Source organism: Sulfurimonas sp. C5, assembly GCF_029872055.1.
Classification (GTDB): Bacteria; Campylobacterota; Campylobacteria; order Campylobacterales; family Sulfurimonadaceae; genus Sulfurimonas.
Window position 1 is genome coordinate 152,978 of the sequence record NZ_JARXNQ010000003.1, and the last position, 21,987, is coordinate 174,964.

Annotated in this window: 20 protein-coding genes; 13 read left to right on the top strand and 7 right to left on the bottom strand. The window is 35.9% G+C overall.

Annotated elements, in window-relative coordinates:
• Positions 1–41: 41 nt before the first annotated feature.
• The 5 genes from tpx to P6N22_RS06895 all read right to left on the bottom strand — a co-directional run bounded on the left by tpx (position 42) and on the right by P6N22_RS06895 (position 5,054).
• The gene (gene tpx / locus P6N22_RS06875) at positions 42–548 is read right to left on the bottom strand and encodes a thiol peroxidase (RefSeq protein ID WP_280331460.1); all 507 of its coding nucleotides are present in this window, start codon (positions 546–548) and stop codon (positions 42–44) included.
• A 134-nt stretch (positions 549–682) separates the two neighbouring features.
• Positions 683–2,242 carry a diguanylate cyclase gene (locus P6N22_RS06880; RefSeq protein WP_280331462.1) on the bottom strand — a complete coding sequence of 520 codons (1,560 nt, stop codon included), beginning with the start codon at positions 2,240–2,242 and terminating at the stop codon, positions 683–685.
• Positions 2,239–3,222: a tRNA (adenosine(37)-N6)-threonylcarbamoyltransferase complex transferase subunit TsaD gene (tsaD, locus tag P6N22_RS06885; protein WP_280331464.1), complete on the bottom strand. Its 984-nt coding sequence runs from the start codon at positions 3,220–3,222 to the stop codon at positions 2,239–2,241. Before tsaD ends, P6N22_RS06880 begins: the two co-directional genes overlap by 4 nt.
• 8 nt (positions 3,223–3,230) lie before the next feature.
• Entirely contained in the window at positions 3,231–4,295 is a 1,065-nt protein-coding gene (gene dxr, locus P6N22_RS06890) for a 1-deoxy-D-xylulose-5-phosphate reductoisomerase (RefSeq protein ID WP_280331467.1), read from the bottom strand.
• 3 nt (positions 4,296–4,298) lie between these two features.
• Positions 4,299–5,054, bottom strand: coding sequence for a phosphatidate cytidylyltransferase (locus P6N22_RS06895; protein WP_280331469.1), 756 nt, complete (start codon positions 5,052–5,054; stop codon positions 4,299–4,301).
• A gap of 170 nt (positions 5,055–5,224) precedes the next feature.
• On the opposite strand from P6N22_RS06895, the gene P6N22_RS06900 reads away from it, so the two are divergent.
• The 4 genes from P6N22_RS06900 to P6N22_RS06915 are packed head-to-tail and all read left to right on the top strand — an operon-like array spanning position 5,225 to position 11,923.
• On the top strand, positions 5,225–6,205 hold the full coding sequence (locus P6N22_RS06900; RefSeq protein WP_280331471.1) for an NAD-dependent epimerase/dehydratase family protein: 981 nt from the start codon (positions 5,225–5,227) through the stop codon (positions 6,203–6,205).
• A gap of 2 nt (positions 6,206–6,207) precedes the next feature.
• On the top strand, positions 6,208–7,596 hold the full coding sequence (locus P6N22_RS06905) for a glycosyltransferase family 2 protein (protein ID WP_280331473.1): 1,389 nt from the start codon (positions 6,208–6,210) through the stop codon (positions 7,594–7,596).
• Positions 7,593–10,655 carry a tetratricopeptide repeat protein gene (locus tag P6N22_RS06910; RefSeq protein ID WP_280331475.1) on the top strand — a complete coding sequence of 1,021 codons (3,063 nt, stop codon included), beginning with the start codon at positions 7,593–7,595 and terminating at the stop codon, positions 10,653–10,655. Before P6N22_RS06905 ends, P6N22_RS06910 begins: the two co-directional genes overlap by 4 nt.
• A gap of 8 nt (positions 10,656–10,663) precedes the next feature.
• The gene (locus P6N22_RS06915; protein ID WP_280331476.1) at positions 10,664–11,923 is read left to right on the top strand and encodes a nucleotide sugar dehydrogenase; all 1,260 of its coding nucleotides are present in this window, start codon (positions 10,664–10,666) and stop codon (positions 11,921–11,923) included.
• Positions 11,924–11,925: 2 nt separating this feature from the next.
• On the opposite strand, the gene P6N22_RS06920 is transcribed toward P6N22_RS06915, so the two are convergent.
• Both P6N22_RS06920 and P6N22_RS06925 read right to left on the bottom strand, forming a co-directional pair.
• On the bottom strand, positions 11,926–12,240 hold the full coding sequence (locus P6N22_RS06920; RefSeq protein WP_280331478.1) for a hypothetical protein: 315 nt from the start codon (positions 12,238–12,240) through the stop codon (positions 11,926–11,928).
• A gap of 13 nt (positions 12,241–12,253) precedes the next feature.
• Entirely contained in the window at positions 12,254–13,579 is a 1,326-nt protein-coding gene (locus P6N22_RS06925; RefSeq protein WP_280331479.1) for an NFACT family protein, read from the bottom strand.
• A gap of 55 nt (positions 13,580–13,634) precedes the next feature.
• Here P6N22_RS06925 and P6N22_RS06930 point away from each other — a divergent pair, with 55 nt between their 5' ends.
• From P6N22_RS06930 to P6N22_RS06970, 9 genes are read left to right on the top strand one after another with little or no spacing between them, the layout of a single operon-like run.
• The gene (locus P6N22_RS06930; protein ID WP_280331481.1) at positions 13,635–13,790 is read left to right on the top strand and encodes a hypothetical protein; all 156 of its coding nucleotides are present in this window, start codon (positions 13,635–13,637) and stop codon (positions 13,788–13,790) included.
• A gap of 52 nt (positions 13,791–13,842) precedes the next feature.
• Positions 13,843–15,666: a TonB-dependent receptor gene (locus P6N22_RS06935; RefSeq protein ID WP_280331483.1), complete on the top strand. Its 1,824-nt coding sequence runs from the start codon at positions 13,843–13,845 to the stop codon at positions 15,664–15,666.
• A gap of 6 nt (positions 15,667–15,672) precedes the next feature.
• Entirely contained in the window at positions 15,673–17,235 is a 1,563-nt protein-coding gene (locus tag P6N22_RS06940) for a helical backbone metal receptor (RefSeq protein WP_280331485.1), read from the top strand.
• 1 nt (position 17,236) lies between these two features.
• The gene (locus P6N22_RS06945) at positions 17,237–17,929 is read left to right on the top strand and encodes an ABC transporter ATP-binding protein (protein ID WP_280331487.1); all 693 of its coding nucleotides are present in this window, start codon (positions 17,237–17,239) and stop codon (positions 17,927–17,929) included.
• Positions 17,926–18,870 carry an iron ABC transporter permease gene (locus P6N22_RS06950; RefSeq protein WP_280331489.1) on the top strand — a complete coding sequence of 315 codons (945 nt, stop codon included), beginning with the start codon at positions 17,926–17,928 and terminating at the stop codon, positions 18,868–18,870. Before P6N22_RS06945 ends, P6N22_RS06950 begins: the two co-directional genes overlap by 4 nt.
• Positions 18,867–20,129, top strand: a complete 1,263-nt coding sequence (locus P6N22_RS06955; RefSeq protein ID WP_280331490.1) for a cobyrinate a,c-diamide synthase — start codon at positions 18,867–18,869, stop codon at positions 20,127–20,129. Before P6N22_RS06950 ends, P6N22_RS06955 begins: the two co-directional genes overlap by 4 nt.
• Positions 20,126–20,755, top strand: coding sequence for a 5,6-dimethylbenzimidazole synthase (bluB, locus tag P6N22_RS06960; RefSeq protein WP_280331492.1), 630 nt, complete (start codon positions 20,126–20,128; stop codon positions 20,753–20,755). Before P6N22_RS06955 ends, bluB begins: the two co-directional genes overlap by 4 nt.
• A gap of 3 nt (positions 20,756–20,758) precedes the next feature.
• Positions 20,759–21,184: a hypothetical protein gene (locus P6N22_RS06965; protein ID WP_280331494.1), complete on the top strand. Its 426-nt coding sequence runs from the start codon at positions 20,759–20,761 to the stop codon at positions 21,182–21,184.
• Positions 21,151–21,984, top strand: a complete 834-nt coding sequence (locus P6N22_RS06970; protein WP_280331496.1) for a phosphotransferase — start codon at positions 21,151–21,153, stop codon at positions 21,982–21,984. Before P6N22_RS06965 ends, P6N22_RS06970 begins: the two co-directional genes overlap by 34 nt.
• Positions 21,985–21,987: the final 3 nt, after the last annotated feature.

The following is a 21,987-nucleotide window of genomic DNA, read 5'->3' on the forward strand; positions in this document are numbered from 1 at the left end:
CCCCAAAATAGGAGAGAGTTTCTTTATTTAAGAAAGAAAAATTATTTTTGTGCTGCTTCTAAAGCTGCATCGTAGTTTGGTTCTTCAGTAATTTCTGGAACGATTTCTTTGTAAGTTACAACACCGTTTTCATCAACAACGAAGATAGCACGACAAGTTACACCTGCTAAAACAGAACCACCTAAAAGTACTCCGTAAGCGTTAGCAAAATCTTTATTTCTGAAGTCAGAAGCAACAGTTAAGTTACAAATACCTTCAGCTGAACAGAATCTTCCAGCAGCGAATGGAAGGTCCATAGAAACAACAGTAGTTTTAACACCTTCTAAAGAAGCTGCTTTAGCATTGAAGTTACGAGTTTCAGTAGCACATACACCAGTATCTAGTGAAGGAACAACAATGATAAGTTGTTTAGTACCTTGTGCACCACCTACTACAACATCACCTAAACCATCAGAGTTTACTACTGTGATTTCTGGAGCTTTATCTCCAACATTTACTTGATTACCTAATAATTCTACGTCTGTACCTTTAAATTTTGTAGTTGCCATTTTTTGGCTCCTTAGTTTTTAAAATTTCACGTTTTTTACGTTTCACATGAGAAGTATATTTCAATTAGGATAATTCTACTCTTATTTAAAAATAAAATGGTATAGCGTAAGTTTTATTTAAGTTTTGTGCTTCTTTAGGTATCACTTACTATTTTATTTTTTCCTGTTGTTTTAGCTATATATAGTAATTCGTCTACACGTTTTATCAACTGTTCTGCTGTTTCATGATCTTGCAATTGAGTTACTCCAAAACTACAGGTTAAAACATTGACTGTATTAAAGTTGTACTGATTAACCTCATGCTTTAATTTTCCAGCTAATGTCTCTGCATCTTTTACAGATGTTTTAGGTAAAAGGATAATAAACTCCTCCCCACCCCATCTGGCAAAAACATCACTTTCACGTATATGTGCCCTTATTAGTCCACTTAACTCTTGTAAAACTATATCACCTATATCATGACCAAAACTATCATTAATTTTTTTAAAGTCATCTATATCAAAGAAAATAACACTTAACGCTGAGTTATATCTTCGTGATACAGACATTTTATAACATAATAAATTATCAAAACCACGTCTGTTCAAGATACCTGTAAGAGGATCTTTTATAGCCTCTTGAGAAGCTATTTCTACTTTTTTGGTCTCTTTTCGAAAAAGGGTAAAAAATAATAACATTACCATAAAGTTCAATATACTTAATAGTACAAAAACTTGTGCATTTCTTTTTTGTAACAAATCCAATGTAGTGTTGTAATTGTATCCAACTATGTAAGCAACTTTTTTCTTTTCAAAATTTCGCACAGCCAAAAACGTTACAATCAAATTTTTATTGGGAGCACTGTCTAAAAAAGTATTTACTGCAAAGTTGTCCTCAGTTTTTAATTTTTCAGACACAACCGAAGATATTTTTTTGTTAATTGCCAGAATATCATCCAATGGTATTCCCATACTATTGCTCAAAATAGTTTTATCTATACTGTATTGTCCAAAAACCGTTTTCATATAATGATTTTTTTCATCTTTAAAAACCTTGGTATCAATAACATGGTTATTTATCATAAAAAGATAAGAAGCCTTCGTGTTAATTTCCAACATATGTTCTAAAAATGCTCTAAAAGAGTATGAAATCTCTACAGTACCAACAAACTTATTATCTTTAAATATTGGATAAACATGTCTAAAACCGTTAAAGATACGTCCCTCTTCAAAACACTCTATAGGTTTTTTATATTGATTTACATACATAATAGACTCTCTAACACTTGCAAGTGAATCCCCAAATTTTTCCGGTTTATGAAATCGTAAAAAACTAACAACACCAGGAAGATGAAAGTGAAGTTGTCGTACTCCAAGTGTTTTCATATACTCATACTCTTTTATATATGTTTGATAGAGTTTAGCTCTGAGTTGTGCTTGTTTTTTTAAATCGTTTGTATTGGAAGCTTCATACATAATGTCTGCGTTGATCGAATTATTTAAAACATTAGTATGTAACACTTCCGCAAGAAGATTAAGATAATGTTTTCCTGTTTCAACCTGTATGTTTAGTTCTTTTGTTTTATGTTGTAAAAAGTTCTTTGTATCCAACTCTTTCATATAATTTACGGAAAAGTAAATCGCCACTTCCACACAACAAAACAAAATAAATGTAGTCAGAAATATATATTTGTTTTGTAATAAAAACTTTATCATAAACTGCTCTTTGGTAATATGTCCAAGTCTGCAATCTTGATAAAACTTCTTTCTTGAAATAATTCTACAGCTACTCTGCCTATCATCGCTGCATTATCTGAACAATATTGTAATTCACTAAGTAATAATTCTGCACCATAAGGTTTTAGGATCTCCTGAATTTGTCCGCGGAGATATAAATTCGCACTCGCTCCTCCGACAATTGCCAGCCTTTTAGGAGGGTGTGATTTAAAATATTTTTTGAGCTTCATCGTAATATGCTTTGTTGCAATATGCTCAAACGATGCAGCTATATCTCTATAAAGTTCTTTATTATCTCCTGCTTCTTCTACAGCAAGACGAACGGCATTTTTCAGCCCAGAATAACTAAATGCGATCTGCGGTGATTGATGTAGCGGTACAGTAAAGTTGTATTTCAACCTGTCACCGTCTTGTGCCAATTTTTGGATCAGCGGCCCACCTGGATATCCGAGCCCCATCATCTTGGCAACTTTATCAAAGCTCTCACCAAAACTGTCATCCATAGATTTTGCAACAGTTGTTATTTCATGAAGACTTTTAACTTCCATCACCTGTGTATGTCCGCCTGAAACTAGTAGGACAGTTAAAGGAAAAACTGTTTCTTTCTCAATAAATAAAGAGTAAATATGCCCTATAAGATGGTTGACACCGATTATCGGAAGATTTAATGCTATAGCTATAGCCTTTGCCATAGTTACACCTTCAACAAGTGTTACAGCAAGTCCAGGGGAAGATGTTACTGCTACGGCTTTAAGATCTTTATAGTAAGGTTTTACTTGTTCAAGAATTTTAGGAAGAGCTTCAGCATGAAGACGGGCTGCAAGTTCAGGTACTACACCACCGTATATACTGTGTTCTACCTCTTGAGAAATTTTTTTATGAAAAACAAGTTTTTTAGTTTCTATCTCAGTTATCGCTATTGCACTATCGTCACATGAACTTTCTATACTTAAAATCATTACTTTCCCTATTTACAAACAAATGCTCTTACTTGCTTATCTAAAGCAAAAACATCTTCTATATTTTTCGGTTTTTCCCTAAAATGCTCATACGCCTGAATAATATTTTTGCTTATATCCATAAAACCTATCTCTTTAGAGATAAATCTGCTAATTGCCGCTTCATTGGCTGCATTAACTACGACACCAAGTTCAGGGTTTTTAAGAAGATCTTCTTTAATCTCCCAAACCGGGTAACGCTCAGGTGTAATTTTACGAAACTCTAAAGTCCCTACTTCCAATAAGTTTACGTGTTCTAAAATCTTTTCTTCACACTTGGCATTTAGTGCATAGGCAATCGGTAGTTGCATGGAAGCGTGTGCAAAATGCGCAGTAGTTGAGCCATCTTTATAATCAATGAGTGCATGAATAAGTGATTTTGTCTCAATAATTGCATCATATTCACCTTCACCAAAAAGCCATCTTGCTTCTAAAAGTTCAAACATCTTATTGACCATTGTTGCACTATCAATCGTAATCTTCTGTCCCATTGACCAGTTTGGATGTTTTTGCGTATCTTCTAATGTTGCATTGTGAATATCTTCAATTACCCAGTCACGGAAGGCCCCACCACTTGCAGTGATTGTCATTTTATTGATCGGACGGTCTTGCAACAGATACCAGAGTCCGAAATGTTCACTGTCTATAGGTTGAATTTTTGAAGTATCTATAAAAGCCCCACCTGCAACTAAAGATTCTTTATTTGCCAGTGCTACTCTTTTCTTACACTCTAGAGCTTTGAGTGTAGGGCGCAATCCTAAGAAACCCACAAGGGCATTCACAACTAGGTCACTTTTTGCTTCTGTAATAACGTCTAAAATTGCATCTTCACCACATAAAACATTTGGATGCTGGACATCTTTTACATCATTTTGATTAGCGACGACAACTACTTTTGGATTGTATTCTTTGATCTGCTCATTGAGCAGTTTTATATTGTTCCCGCAAACGAGAACCTCAACCTCTATGCCGAATTTTTTTGCGACAATAAGGGCATTGACTCCTATGGAGCCTGTTGAGCCTAAAAGAATCATCTATTATACAAGTCCGCGAAGAAGTATTAACATTATGATAGCACCAAACAAATAGCCGTCAATTCTGTCTAGAATACCGCCGTGCCCAGGTAAAATACTACCACTGTCTTTCACTCCCGCAGCTCTTTTTAAAGAAGATTCAAACAGATCTCCAAATACAGACACCACAGCTACAAAGAAAGAGATAAAAAATGCAACGGTAAAATCAACAATACTTAAACCAAAGAAAAGACCACCGAAAGTTGCAACAGTTACACCGCCGACAACACCTTCCATCGTCTTCTTTGGAGATGTTGGAGAAAATGGAGTTTTTCCTATACTTTTACCTACCGCATATGCACCGATATCAGTAAGTGCTACGATCGCTAAAAGCCACAAGAGTGAAACCACTCCGTACTCTTGGTACATTGTAAGAATAAAAAGCATACCTGCCGTCGGATATACAAAAGGGAGAAAATCATTCCAAGGAAGCTCTTTGTTATACGCTACAGCAGACGCATAAGCAACACCGGCTAAAACAAAAAGATCATCACCGTAAGGATATACACCTGCTACCAACCATATACCGATTGCATATATTAAAAGCCCGTCTTTTTCTACACCGAAAAGTTTAACAGCTTCATTAAATGCTAAAATATATACTCCGCCAAGTGCTAACCACATTAAAAAAAAGTTATCTATAAAACCTATGATTAATACTACCGCTAAAAGTGCCAACCCCGTTACTATACGTTCACTATGCTCTTTAAATATACTCATACAATTTCCTATATTTGTCTAAAAGAAGATTATACCTTATAAGAGTTTAATTATCTATTTTAAAATAAAATTTTAAGCTAAGCAGTCCTATACTATGAAGAAGAGATAAAAATTGTTTTTTAACATTAGTTGTTTTTTTTCAATGTTTATTTTCTGCAATAGGAGCTTGGATGCATGTTTTAATAACTGGCGGTGCCGGTTTTATAGGTTCAAATTTGGCAGCATATCATCTTGAGAAAGGTGATAAAGTGCACGTTGTAGACAATCTCTCTACTGGACGGCTAAAAAATATAAGCTCCTTAATGGAAAGTTCCCGTTTTATTTTTACTGAAGCCAACCTTCTAGAATGGGATGAGTTAGACAAAGCCGTAAGTTGGGCAGATCGCATCTACCACATGGCAGCAGTAGTAGGTGTTTTTAGAGTTTTAAAAGAACCAATTGCTACGTTGGCAACCAATATTGCCGGTTGTGAACGTCTTCTACGTGCTTTACATAAAAGTTCGTGGGATACAAAACTCATTATCGCTTCTACATCAGAAGTTTACGGTAATCGTCCTGATGACAAACCGCTGCATGAAGAGATGGAACTGCTTATTAGTCCCGGTCACAATACACGCTGGAATTATGCAGTAAGTAAAATAGCTGATGAAGCGTTTGCTCTTTCATATGCAAGAGAGTATGATATGGATATTACGGTCGTTAGATTTTTTAATGTCATAGGTCCTAACCAAACCGGTAAATACGGTATGGTTGTTCCTCGTTTTATCAAACAAGCACTTAACGATGATCCTATTACCGTATACGGTGACGGTACACAAGTAAGAGCTTTTATGGATGTTCGTGATTGTGTAAACATACTGCAAAGACTTGCTGACAATTATAGTTCAAAGGGGGAAACTGTGAATGTAGGAGCACCACAGGAGATCACAATCGGCTCACTTGCCCGCATGGTTAAAGAGCTTGCAAATAGTGATTCGGAAATCACATACACTTCTTACGATGATGCTTACGGTGTAGATTTTGAAGAGATATATCATCGTAAACCGGAACTTTCAAAGCTACACAGGCTTACAGGTTATACTCCTGAATGGAGTCTAAAAGAAACAATATCATTTCTTATTCAAAATCAACTTCAAAAGACAAAGGATTAATTATGGCAGCAGCCTCATATTTTGTAGTAAGTCCAAACCTGGTTTTAAGTGTACTAGGTTTACTTCACGGTCCGGATGAAACAGTCCCTACACCAGCTGAAAACTGGCAAGATGCAACTATTAGTGTTGTCATACCTGCTCTCAATGAAGAGAAAAACATTGTATTATGTCTTGACTCTGTTCTCAATCAAACCATAAAACCAAACAATATTATCCTTATTGATGATGGCAGTACGGATAATACAGTCGCTTATGCAGAAGCATTTTGTAAAGAAAATGATATAGACATTCTCATAATTAAACGGGACCATCCAATAGGAAAAACACCTACCATAAAACGTCAAGCCCGTGAATTCCTCTCTGATGTTGAATTTATCTTAGATGCAGATACCATACTTGAATCTGAAAACTATATTGAAAGAACTGTTCAAGAACTTTATCAAGGTGTTGGAATTGCTTCAGCATGTGGAACGATTGTACCTACAAAAGACAAAAATAGAAAAGCGATGATCCAAGAGCCAAAAGTTCAAAAGTTCCTACAAAACAATCCTGAAGTCAATCTGCTTCTAAAACAAGATTGGTTGCATATACTTGCAAGAAAGTCAAGTAATATTTACCGTGAAGTACTTTATATGTATCTGCAACAATTTATATATCATGGTCAAATGGTCTATTTTGGTTCAATTACCAACCCAGTCGGTTGTGCAGTAGCCTACCGTCGTCAATATGTACAAGAACTTTTTGATCAATATGAACCGATATTCGGTGATGATTTAACAAACTCAGAAGACATTTTCATAGGATTTGCTCTGTTAAAGCATGGTTATCGCAACATCCAACTAACGGATGTTTTTGCCCGATCGCAAGAACCAGAGATAGAAGATATTCCTCATGAAATCTATATGTGGTCATCCTCTTTTTATCAAAGTTGTTACTATTTTGATGACTTAGTAAGAAGCCCTTTAAAATCATTCAAAAGTTATCTTCATCACAGAAAAACAGAGAAACTTTATGGAGATGAGATTCGAAAACGACGTAAAGTTCAAGAAGCATATCGTCAACAATTCGGTGATGACGTTACTACTCAGTATGGACGACCAATGGGCTGGGTTATTTTTGTCTCTTTACTTGAAAAAACACTCTTTCCAAGTACACTTTTTGTTATGATTGCTTTAGGTTTATGGGAAGCTTTAGGTTTAACTCTGGTTTTTGAATCGTTGATTTCCATCTCAATTTTAATGTATATCAATAAAGGAAAAAGATTAGAATACTTCTTCAAAGGTATCTTAGTCACTCCGATCAGATACACTACGATTTTATTTGACTTTGCAACCATGATTATATTTGCCAAAGATATTTGGTTTACGAAAAAGAAAGGATGGAGAAAATGAGAACTCTTGTAAAATTATCCAGTATATTCGTTTTAGGTGCCGTACTGAATGCTGCTGTACCGGAAAATGGGCTTAAGGCTGAAATGGAAGGTAGATGGAATGATGCGATCAATATTTATGAAAAAATTGTACAAACATCTCCTGAGCGTACTGATCTTTATCTTCGTCTTGCCGATATCTATTCAAGCCAAAACAAACTTGATAAAGCAGCTCAAACTCTAAACAAAGCGATCACTGTAGATCCTAAAAATGCATTACTGTATAAAAAGCTCTCAGAAGTCTATGCAGTACAAAACAAACCGGCAGAAGCACTCAACGCTATGGAGTCTGCATTACAACTAGATGGTAACAATCCAAAGTACCTTATGGCACATGCCAAAATTGCCAACTGGAACAAAAAATTTGCTGAAGCTGTAAAAAGCCTTGAAAAACTTGTAAAAATGGAACCTAAGAACAAAGAAGCACGTCTGCTTCTTTCACGTTCTTATGACTGGCTTGGTGAACGTGAGAAAGCTCTTGCTTTTTATAAAAACTATTTAAAAAACAATCCTGACAATCTTCGTGCAAGACTTGAACTTGCAGATATTCAAGAACTGTTTGGAGATATAAACGGTGCAAATAAAACACTTGAAGTAGGATATAAATCTCTAAAAAAGGCTAAAAAGCCCGTCGCTCAAACACAAACACAAGCTAATGTTGAAGTTCCTATATTGCTCTATCACTGTGTAGATGCAGTACCTCAGAATGATTACTGGATAGCGACAGACGAATTTGATGCACAGATGCAAACACTTGATGACAACAACTACACATCTGTTTCAATGAAAGATGTTTACAATCATCAAAACTATGGTACAAAACTTCCGGAAAAACCGATAGTAATCACATTTGACGACGGATGTAAAAATCTTTATACGGATGTTTTTCCTATTTTGAAAAAACATAAATATATTGCAGAGGTATATCTCATTACAGAAGCTATAGGAGATTCTGAAGCGGAGAGAATTGACAATGCAAAGGGAGACGATGCGACTAAACTGGGTGAGACAGGTGAAAACTCCCTAACAGAATATTTAGTTTGGCCAGAGGTCAAAGAGATGGCTGATTATGGTATTGTATTTGGATCACATACAAAAGCCCACCCTTATATGAGTCAAGTAGATGATGCTAATGCAACATACCAACTACTCTCTTCAAAACTGGCGATTGTAGCGAATACAAATACGGATGTTACATCGTTTTCATACCCTTTTGGGGATGGAGCAGCTAAAAAAGAGCTTCATACTCTTTTAGAAAAATATGGATTTTTGACAGCTGTAGCAGCTGAAGGGGGTATTTTACAAAGTAGTGATGCTGATTTTCTAAACCTTCCAAGAGTCAGTATATACGGTGTACACCCTGCAATAGATCCAAAAAGTAAAGGTGTCTCTGTTATCCCAGATCCAACGCGACCTGAAGATCTATTTATGGCAAAACTGCAACCTGATGAAGCTGAACAAAAGTTTGAACTATGTAATAAATATACTGCCCTCGGGCAACACGATAAAGCGCTTGAAGCGATCAATAGATCGGTTGAGCTAAAACCGAAAAACCTCCGTTACCTGGTAAAAAGACTCGAAACTGCAGGTTCGGCAGACAAAATGAATATCGCTTATGACAGTGCATTACGGGCATATGAACTTGATCCTGATAATGATGAACGCTTGTTAGCTCTTGCACAAACTGCTGTATGGGCAAATCATCTTGATGATGCCACTATATACTACAAACTGTACACAGAAAAACATCCTGAAAACAAAGAGGCTAAAATCGAGTATGCCCAGGTAGAATCATGGAAAGGTGCCTATGCATGTGCATTTGAAATACTTGAGTCTTACAAAAAAACTTTTGGGGAAGATGAAGTATACTTACAAACTAAAGCGGATATCTTAACTTGGGCAAATCGTCCAACTAAAGCTTTCCCGATTTTAAACGCTCAATTAGCTAAAGATCAAAATAACTATAATACTAACTTTACAAATACTGTCGCTTTATATAAAGATGGTCAGATCCTCGAATCTCTGGAGAGCCTTGAGAAAACAGAAAAGCTTGCACCTGATTCTGCAGACAGCAAGTTCCTAAGAAAGTTTATAACTACAGACCTTCGTCACTATGTAGGTGCAGGTGTTGCATACTCTTATGACACCGATCATATTACTACTATCGCTGGAGAATTAGAGGGGAGATATTTCATTTCACCACTAACAAGTGTTTATGCACTCGGACATACAGACTATGTATCTTTAAGCAACTCTTCTCCAGCAATATATGCTCAAGACAATGGCTCTCTTCACGCAAAACAAAACAGTTTGCGTGCCGGAGTAAGTCATAGATTCTCTCCTGACCTTACAGGTGATTTTTCTGCGGGGGTAGCTAACGCGGCAACACATACAACAGGAGTTTACGGAGCAAGTCTCTCATATACCCCTATTGATGAGATGAGATTGAGTCTCGCTTATGACCATCACTACTATACAGCTACACCTAAAACGATAGGACGTGGTACTTTAGCAGACAGCATTCAGGCAACTCTTTATGCAGAACCGACGACAAGTATGTATGTAGACCTTTCTGGAGGATACAGCATACTTTCTGATGATTACTATAACAATCGTAGTTGGAATGTCAGTCTTTCACCTACATGGGCTGTTTTACGTCGCCAGTACTGGAACTTTGATCTTGGATTAAGTGCTAATCTTGAAGGTTATGCCAAAGAGAGTGAATTTTATGATCTAGGGTATTATGCACCGAAATGGATAGAGTCTTATTATGTTACAAGTTATACAACTTGGAAAATAAATGATGATGATAGTGTTAATCTTGCTGTCAACCTTGGAGTGTTTAAAGACAATAGTATGAGTAAATTTGTATTTGGTGGAGGTGCACATTTAGAAGGTGTCTTCGGACGTTATAGAGACTGGATGTTCAAAGTTAATGCAGGGGTAGATTACAGTGCCAGATATTATGATACTCAGTACACTATATATTCAGCCGGACTCTATATCACAAGAAGATTTTAGGGGTAATTGTGAATAACAAAAAAATATGTGTCATAGGGGCCGGTTATGTCGGTATCCCTTTGGCATTTGCTTTTAGTAAGCATTTTGATACAACTGTGTACACACATTCAAAAGAACATGCTGAAGAACTTCAAAACGGTTATGACAGGACTCAAAACTTTACAGCAGAAGAACTCAAAAGTTCTCAGTTAAAAGTCATCTCTGATATTCAAACTGTTAACTCTGCAAATATTTATATTATAACTGTTCCAACTCCTGTCGATGACACATTAAAGCCAGATCTTACACCTATTATCAGTGCTACTTCAACAGTGGCTTCTGTTTTAAAAAAAGGTGATATAGTAGTTTATGAAAGTACTGTGTTTATAGGCTGTACAGAAGAGTTATGTGTACCGATTTTAGAAAAAGAGAGTCATTTAATTTACAATGAAGAGTTCTTTTGCGGTTACTCTCCTGAAAGAATCAATCCGACAGACAAAAAAAATACTTTGGAAAATGTTGTCAAGATTGTCTCGGGTTCTACGGAACAAACAAAACAGACCTTAGTATCGCTATATGGAACAATTATTAAAGCCGGTATTTATCAAGCACCCTCCATGAAAGTAGCTGAAGCTTCAAAACTGATGGAAAACATTCAAAGAGATGTCAATATTGCACTTATGAATGAGCTCTCTGCTCTTTATGCTAAACTTGGTATCGCTACACATGATGTGATAGAAGCTGCATCTACAAAATGGAACTTTCATAAATATTTTCCTGGACTTGTAGGAGGGCACTGTATAGGTGTCGATCCATACTATATACTTCTCAATGCTGAAAATGAGCATATCTCAATGCCTATTGTCGAACAAGCCCGTGACACTAACGAGAAAGTACCCCTGCGCATCATTAATGAGATTAAAGCTGTTCTTACAAAACGTCAACAATCTCTGGCAGGCAAGATGGTATTGCTTCTTGGCATTGCCTACAAAGAGAATACCAACGACATACGTAATTCAAAGAGTGCTGTAGTCTATAAGCTTCTTAAAGAAAACAATGCCATTGTAGACGTAGTTGATCCTTATGCCGATAAACAGTTGACAAAAAAATCTTATAATGTAGATCTTCTCGATGATATTCCAGATGAAAAACAGTATGACATTATTATTGTCACACTTGCTCATGACAGTTTTAAAAAGATCAATTGGAAAAAGTTAAAAAAAGAAGAAACACTTCTTTATGATATCAAAAAGCTTGTACCAAAAGAGGAGCAGGATTTTTATTTTTAGGGTTAGACTTTAATATCTAGTTTATGAAGAGGAGGCATTGGAGGTCCTTCCTCACTTTCTTCTTCAGCGAGCTGTCGCTTTTTGTTTCTTCTATTTTTTTGATCGGCATCTTCTTTTGTATGTTCACGGTCCGGATCAACTGCTTGATTCTCTTCTGTAGGACGTACTTCAAGTACTTCGTTTTCTTTCTCTTGTACTTGTGCCTGTGCAACCATATTTTGAAAATCTACACGATTATTATGCGCATTTTGTACGGAAGTAGCTGCCGGTGTCATTTGATTGACAAAAATTGCATTTCCAATTGGTCCAACAGCCATATTTCTTCCTCTCCTATCTTGTATCTATCTCGATAGTTTTGTATTTATTGTATAAAACATTTGCACCGTTTTGGATGCTCACTTCTCTACGTGGTGTATAATCGACCAAAAATCGATCTTTTGAAGTAGTAGAAAAATCTACACACAAACGTGCAGCCGACTCTATAATTCTTTCAGGCAGATTTTGTTTATCTGTAGTTATTATAACATGTGTTGAAGGACGGTCTTTTAAATGAAGCCAAACATCCCTTGCTTTGGCACTCTCTAAAAGTTTTACATTCCCTTTTTCATTCTTACCGAGCTGAACTTTGTATCCTTCTATCCAAAATGTCTCAATTGATTCATCTTTTTTGATCTTTTTGTTCTGAATCTGCTTAGGGAAAAGCAGTTCTATCTTCGCCGTATCTTTTGCTTCTTGTACTGTGTTTATAAAAAGTTTTGTATGCTCAATTTTACTTCTAAGGGACTCTTCCTCTATATGTAAATGTTTTGCCCTTTGTTTTGCTTTTTTACTTTTGCTAAAAAACGATTCACTGATCATAAAAGCATTCGGATATTGTTTCTCTAAACTTACCTGCTTTAAACTCCCGTCATAGTCTTCGAGTTCAAGCTTTTGACTGTACGGCTTAATCTTTTGCGCATTAGCAAGTACTAAATTCCCAAGATGTTCATACTCTTGTGCCTGAATTTGCAGCAACTCCTGTGAGTCCAACTTGCCATACAGTTTTTCAAGTTTTTTGAGTTTTTTTTCTAAAATAGAGATCTTTTGTTTTTTTAAAGATGCCAGTTTTTGATTTTGCTCTTTTTCAAAGACTTCATATAAAAAACTTTCAACATCTTCTATTTGATACTCTTTTGCTTCAAATGGCGGAGGTGGGACATCGACAAGTTTTTGCCCTACCCTTACTTCACGAAACGAGGAAAACAGGTCAATATGGCGCAGGGCTTCTAAAACAATGTTATTTTCATCTAACACGATAATATTTGTATATTTTCCCGTAAACTCGAGTTGTAAATAAGTGAGCTCCTCTTTATAAGCAGAAGCAATCGCCGTTTTGACACGGATAATCTTATCTCCGTTCAAAAGCTCCACACCTAACACATTTGAGCGGTTAAACCGTTTAGCAAGAATTACGTCAAATGGAGCATTATAAACTTTAGAACGTGGATATTCATGGCACTTGAAAATACTGGAGTTTGAGCGTGTCATATTAAAATAGATCGTATCATCTCTGTCAAAAACAACTTTGATAATTGTGTCATTCACACGATGTATAGCTGATATTTTTTTAAATTGTTTAAGATACTCTACGATCTGTTTTAAGTGCGATAATTTCATAAATGTATTTTACCGAAGATTTTCGTTATAATTCGGAAAATTATAAAGGAGAGGCATGTATATACCTAAGGGTTTTGGTAGAAACTATTTTACACTAGCAGCGATTCAAGCATATATATCACAGCTAAAAATCATTGCACTTGTTTCTTCTGTTTGTACACTTAGCGGTAAACCGCTCCGTGTGCAAATTGCTTCTCCACCTGCATCATAATCCTCTTAACTAACACAACAAACAAACTATTTTTTAATTTTTAAGGATTATTATGCAAAAAAAACTGCAATTATTACTATTGGCTGCACTATCTACTCAGCTCAGTGCTCAAGATTTACAACTGGATACTATTACTGTTACCAGTGCTACAAAAACTGAACAAAAACTTCATGATGTAACGGCAAATACACAAGTTATTACAGCCGAAGAGATAAAAGAAAAACGCTTTACAACTGTTACCGAAGCATTAAACTCGTTAAGCGGTATCAGCTTTACAAATAATGGAGGTCTGGGAAAGACTACATCTGTTTTTGTTCGCGGATTTGATTCAAAAAGAGTCCTTGTACTTATTGACGGTATCCGTTTTAACGACTTAACAGGTCTTAGCGGTGCACCTTTTGGCAACTTGATGATCTCTGATATTGAACGTATCGAAGTGATCAAAGGAGCGCAATCTGGTATATGGGGAGCTGATGCAAGTGCCGGTGTTATCAACATCATCACAAAGTCTGCAAAAAAAGGTTTACACACTGCAGCAAGTCTAGAACTTGGAAGTTACAACACACGAAAGTACGCTGCTCTACTTTCTTATAAAACAGATAATTTTTATGTCAAAGCTTCCTCACAACTTCTCAAAACTGACGGTTTTAGTACAAAAGTACCAGCAGGTGCAAATGTAGAAGATTTTGAAAACGATGGATACAAAAACATTACAACCGATCTAAAATTCGGTTTTTCAATAACTCCGACAGATAAAGTTGATCTCTCATATAGATTTATTCATGCAAACAGTCAATACGATCCGTATGATTCAAATAAAACAGTTGAAGCAAATAAATACGGTGAAGAAAATACGCAAGATAGCTTTACTCAAATAAATTATAATCATATAGACAGTTTTAATGAATTTAATCTCTATGCAAAATCTTCAAAATTTCAAAGAGAATATATTACGGCTACATCAGTTTCACTGTACAACGGTGATGTAAAAGAGTATGGAGTGAGTTCAAAAATCCCTTATAGAACAAAAGATTTTACACTCCTTGTAGCTGACTACAAAAAGTTTACGCATGAAAACAGTATCAATGAAAAATATACTAACAAAGCAGGGTCTATTACAAACTCAAACACTCTGAACATTTGGGGTGAAGAACTCATTTTTGTTGAAGCGCTTAGACGCGATCAATACGATAAATTCGACAATAAAACTACGGGGAAACTTGGATTTAGATACAACTCTAAAGCTTTAAAGTCTTTCTCATTTGCAACAAACTTCGGCACAGCTTATAATGTTCCGACTCTCTATCAGCTTTATTCATACTATGGCAACACGGCTCTTACACCGGAAGACACACGTTCATATGATGTGAGTCTGGAATACGCCGGATTGAAAGCGACATATTTTTATAATACTGTAAAAGATATGATTGACTACGATTTTACGATCTCGAGATACAATAATATTGAAGGTAAATCAAGATTCAAAGGCTATGAGTTTGGTTATAAAAATTTTGTGAGTGATACACTTTTAGTAGATCTGAGTTATACATATTTAGATGCAAGAAATGATGCTAACGAATTTCTCGCTCGCAGACCGCAAGACACTATCAAATATGCTTTTACTTACTATCCGACACAAAAATGGCAACTTGGAATTAATGGGGAATACATTGGTTCACGTTTTGATAAAGACGATCGTAAAGGGGTACAAACAGGTTATTATGCACTTGTAAACTTTGTAACAAACTATGAGATTGGCAAAAACTTTACAACATATATGAAAATCGATAATATGTTAGATAAAAAGTACCAAGTAATTGACGGCTATGCGACTCCATCGAGAAGCTATTATGTCGGTTTAAACTATAACTATTAAGAAGAGATGATGGGCAAAAAAACACTACTTTTCCTTGTTTTATTTGTACTGAATGTAAGTGCAACAGAGCGTATTATTGCCCTTTCTCCTTCAATTAACGAAATCATTTTTTCTTTAGGAGGTGCTAATCAGATTGTTGGGAATACTGAATACTGCACTTATCCTGAAGCTTCAAAACATGTAGAAAAAGTTGGAGGGTATTTTTCCCCTTCACTTGAAAAAATCGTAGCTTTGCATCCAACACTTGTAATTATGCAGCAAAACAATTATAAACTCAGCCAAAAATTGCAACAACTCGACATTGCTACCAAGATCGTAAAAATAGACACACTTCAAAACATTAAACACTCGATCCTTGAAATTGGAACTATATTACATCAGGAACAAAAAGCGCATGAACTTATTCTAGATATAGAGGGTACCCTGCAGAGCCTAAAAAATATAACGACTAACAAAAAAGTGTTATTTGTTATAGGACATAATACATCTCTCGCTTCACGTGTCTTTGTAGCGGGACAAAACCTCTATTTTGATGACATCATTAATGCAAGTGGCAATACCAATGCCCTGCAAAGCTCACGTAAAGGGCAGCCTGTTCTAAATGCCGAAAACATCATAGCAACCAACCCGGATATCATAATCCTTTTAGCTCATTCTATGAAGGAGAAACATCTTACACGAGATGATCTCATCAACCCTTGGCATGAGCTCCCAATAAATGCATCAAGAACAAATTCGATCTATATAATAGATAAAAAATATGCAGGAATTCCGAGCAACCGCCTTGTATATTTTATGAATGATTTTAAAAATATACTTCAGGATTTTGCAGCTTGTGATGGCAAACATATTGTCTCTCAAAGCCCATATATCACACATACTTTAGAGTTCTTTGATCTTAAAAAATGTGTTATCGGAGCAAGTGTCTATGATGATTTAGTTGAGAAGAATCTGCCTCGTACAGGTAAAGTAATAGATCCCGATAAACTTGCACTTGAAAAACTCCGTCCCGATTTTCTTTTTACATCGGACTGGACAAAACCAAAGATGCTTCAGGAAATAACTCCAAAAGGAACATATGCTGTCACACTTCACGGTTTTAATTCAATGCAAGAGATAGAAAACAATCTTTATACGATTGCAAATACACTTCATTTGAATAAAGAGAAAATTGAGTCCTTTAAAAATGAGTACAAACAACTAAGTCAACAAATCGATTCAAAAAACAAGAGAGTGCTTTTACTCTCGGCATGTTCAAAAGAGATCTATTCATACGGACAAAATACATATCTTGGAGATCTTTTCTCAAAGGCAGGATTTATTATTCCCGACAATGCTAAAAACGTGAAACATTTTAAACTTGATGAACTCAATGAATTTATACAAAAAGAGAAAATCGATTTTATTTTCGGTTTTGTCCCTTACTCAAAAGCAACAACGTGTTATGTTCTCGAAACTCAAAAAAACCTTCCGATAGTTTATCTTGATGCAGATAATTTTATGCATCCCGCACCTACAACACTTTTAAAAGGCTTACAAGAACTAAAATCCAAAGAGAGTGAGTGGTAAGATGATTACAGTCAACAATTTTACTAACCACATTTTACATGCACTTACTTTTTCTCTTTCAGAAGACGAAAACCTCATTATTTTAGGCTCAAACGGTGCTGGAAAATCAACGCTTGCCAAACTTTTATGCGGGCTCACCCCTTCAAAAAATGTAGAGTTATTTTCCAAACGAATTGACACTTTAAGTGCAAAAGAGCGTTCAAAGCTGATCAACTATGTCCCACCGAAGCTTGAGATATTCGATGAGTATATCTCAGTACGTGAATATCTTGAACTCAGCCGTCTTTACACTTCATATAGTGTCGACGAAGCACTCAAATTACTCAGAATTGAACATCTGCAAAACAAACCGTGTAAAAATCTCAGCAGTGGTGAAGAGCAACTGACAATGTTATGTTCAGCTTTACTCCATGCAGCACAACTCACTATCTTTGACGAACCGACAGCTAACCTTGACCCGCAAAAAACAAAACAGGTTTTTGATTTTCTTCAAAACGAGTTTGTAAACAATAAAATCATCATTACACATGATCTTAATATTGCTTACAAACTTGGATTTAAAATTCTCTATATACAAGAGGGAAAAATAGAGTTTTTTGGTGACAATAAAGATTTTTTTGAAGAACAAAACCTCAATTCAATTTTTGGCGAAAGTCTCAAAAAAGTTGACGAATATTTTATGGTGAACCTATGAAGTTACTGTTTCTATTTTTATCACTGTTCTTACTGTTAATTGCTCCTTTTTTTGGTCAAATTGATCTTGATCTGGCAAAGCTAAACAATCTTGCATCGATGGATTACACTCTCTTTTTCGATCTGCGTCTTCCACGTGTTGTAACTGCATTTTTCAGCGGTGCATTATTGGGGCTAAGCGGTTTGTTATTTCAATCCCTTTTTAGAAACCCTTTAAGTACCCCTTTTACTCTCGGTGTTGCAAGCGGGGCAACTTTAGGGACTGCTTTTGCAATCGTATTTGGATTTGTGAGTTTTGCGGCTGTTTTTGGATTTTTCGGTGCGATTGCAACGATCATCATTTTATTTGCAATCACGTCTCGTCTGCAAAGTTTTTCGATCGCAACACTTCTGCTTGTGGGAATTGCTTTATCATTCTTTTACTCGGCAGCGCTCATGATCCTCTTTTACCTTAGTGATGAGAGTCAAAGCTACGAAATAGTCCGCTTTACAATGGGGAGTTTGGATGTTGTAGGGTTTAAAAGCACTTTGCCTATTATCATCGCCTCTCTTGTGCTTTTGGCAATTGCTTACAAGTTTCAAAAAGAACTAAAAATCCTGTTAACCTCTTACGACAATGCCTTTTTAAAAGGGATAGAGGTGAAAAAAGTAAGTTTGCTTTTACTGCTTATCATCTCAATTGCTATCGGTATAGCCGTTAGTGTTGTTGGACCTATAGGATTCGTCGGGCTTATCGTACCGCATATTTTAAAAACACTTTACAAACAAAGTGCCGACAAACTTTTAGGAGTTACATTCTTTTACAGCGGTATATTTTTAGTTCTATGTGACTTAATTGCAAGAAATTTAGGGACATCTTCAGATATCCCTATTGGAGTAATCACATCATTTTTAGGCGGACCGTTTTTTATCTACCTGCTTGTTTCAAGGAGAAAAAATTGAAAGCCTTAACCATTAGTGCCATCGGGTCAAACGAAGGAAAAACAGTTCTCACAACTGCTTTGTTGCACTATTTCAAAGATTCCGTAAGACCTTTTAAAATAGGTCCGGATTTTATCGATCCGCAGTTTCATGAGCATATCGCACATACTCCTTCGATCAATCTTGATCGATTTATGATGGATGATGAGCAGGTCAAATGGCTTTTTAATAGATACTCAGACAAAAATATTTCTATCTGCGAGGGGGTAATGGGCTTTTATGACGGTATGGATAAAGGCAGTAGTGCTTACGATATCTCAAAACTGCTTGCTATCCCAACAATCCTTCTTTTAAACGGAAGCTCTAGTTATATTACCGTCTCAGCCGTTTTAAAAGGGCTGGTGACTTACAAAAACGATAACACTATTCAAGGTGTTATTCTCAACAAACTCTCTTCTCAAAGCCATTTTGAGCTAATAAAAAATCAGATAGAAAAAGACTTTGACAACATCGTCGTTCTTGGATGGATTAAAAAGGACATTACTTCTTTATCAGATACCCATCTCGGACTTGATCTAAAAGAGCAGTACAAAATAGAGAAGATTGCAAATGAGGTATTAGAATACATTGACGTACAAGCTGTTGAACAACTTGCTTCCTCTTACATAGCCAAAAATGTGAATAACTACCCTTTTGAAAAGCTCTCCCCTATAAATAAAAAAATTGCGATCGTGCATGATGCAAACTTTTCGTTTTTATACCACGACAATGTAGAGTTTTTAAAAGAGGTGTTTGATGAAGTGCTATTTGTTAATCCGTCACTCGATGAGACAATTGCAGAAGATGTAGATGTTGTATATATTCCAGGTGGTTACGTGGAAAATGAAATCAATTACGACAGACTCAAAAATAGCCAGCACTTTAAAAATTCACTTATAAAACACGCTCAGACAAAACATATCTATGCAGAGTGTGCCGGAATGCTCTACCTTTCAAAATGTGTAGATGAAAAAGAGATGAGCGGAATTCTAGATCTCGAATTTACTCTTCATAACAGATTTCAAAGAATGGGCTACTACTGCTCAAGTCTTGATCAAAGAAAAGGGCATGCATTTCATTATACGGACGTTCTTGATCCCAAAGAGGGAGATGAAAGACTTCTAAAAAGTCCTAATTCTGAGGGAAAAGTGGGAAGCTGGCAAAAAAATAATGTCTACGGAACCTATTTGCATATTATGCTGCGCTCAAACCCGCAAATTATAACAAGTAGATTTCTATGACTTTTACACAGCAAGACAGTATAAAGCTTTTAGAGATTATGAAAGCCAGACGTGACGTGCGTGGCAATCGCTTTATAGATAAAAAAGTGGAAGAAGAAAAACTCTCATTTATCCTAGAAGCAGCACTGAGTGCACCTTCTGTAGGGTATTCTCAGCCTTGGAAGTTTGTTATTATAGAAGATGCTGCAACTAAAAATGCAATCCTGCAAAACTTTGATTACGAAAACACAAAGGCAAAAGAGATTTTCAAAGAGAGAGAACTCTATAACAAACTAAAACTCGAAGGGATCAAAGAAGCACCTTTAAACATTGCCGTTTTGTATGAACCAAAAGAGGAAGATGTACTTGGGATGACAAGTATGCAGCAAATGGGTGAGTACAGCGTCGTATGTGCCGTACAGAATATGTGGCTGATGGCTCGCTCACTCAATATAGGAATAGGCTGGGTAAGCATCCTGAATGAAAAAAAAGTACTCCAAGAACTTCAGGCAAAAGAGAACACTAAACTCATCGCTTACCTATGTGTGGGCTACGTCGATCAGTTTTACAAAGAGAGTGAACTTAAAATTCTTGGCTGGGATCGAGAAAAAAAACTGCACGAATGTGTACAATATTTGAAAGGATAAACTATGGGTTATTTATCTTGGTTTGAAGAGCATGCCAGTGCTCATAAAAAAATAGTAGATAAACTTCTCTCGCAAGGAAAAACTAAAGAGAAGATCATTGAATATTTTGATTTTGACAATATGGTAAAGAATGAAAAAGATTTTTGCCCTTTATATGCAGAAAACAGAAAATGCCACGATATGGATGAATTAAACTGCTACCTGTGTGCCTGCCCGAATTTCCGCTTTAAAGATGATGGGATCCAACAAATTAAAGATAAAACACAGTATAGCTTTTGTTCTATAGACTCTAAAGATGGGCGTCAAGGGGTGTACGGTGAAAAAATACATCAGGATTGCTCAAAGTGTACAGTACCGCACCACAGATCTTATGTTGAAAAAAACTTCGATCTTGAATGGAAAAAAATTATGAAAAAGTGCATCTTGTAATGGGCGTGAATATTCACATCACACTAAATGAGCTGCAAGAGCTTTTTCCAAGCTATAATTTTGTCAATATAGAAGCGACAAAAGATGGCGTTATAGATACGACTTACATAGTAACTAACACACAAACTAGTTATATATTAAAACACTTTGATCGCGATATATCAAGTAAAATCCAAACAGATAAAGAGCTTCTTACTCTTTTAAAAGATGCAGAGCTCAATGTCCCGGAATATATTGATGAAAAAAAAGGCTGGTACCTTTTTAGCATATTGAAAGGCTCTTCACCAAAAGTGATTCAACTCTACCATATCCAAGCCTTGGCACGTTTTATGGCAAAGTATCATGCTCAAACAACTAAGATAAATTCAAGCACAGACTTTATAGACAATTATCCGATTAAAGAGATTTTGAGTTATACAAAAAAATATTTTTATCGCCACTATAAAGAGTTGGAAAACTTACAAAACTATAGTCTAAAAACAGACGGTTTTATCCACGGAGATATATTTAAAGACAACACGATTTTTGACGGCGAAAAAATTGGTGTATTTGATTTTATAGACGGGGGAAGCGGGGAATTTGCTTTTGATATTGCCGTAGCACTCATCTCGTTTAACCCTAAAAACAAATCCCTTTTTACAAACGCTTTTTTGCGTACCTATAACCAAACAGCACCAAAAAAGCTGACTCTTGACGAATTACAAGCCAAAGAACCAAGCGCCCGCCAGCTCTATGCGCTTTTGAGAATTGAGCGGTATAAAAACACTCAAAGAGCAAACGAACTTCTCAAGATATGCTGAGGA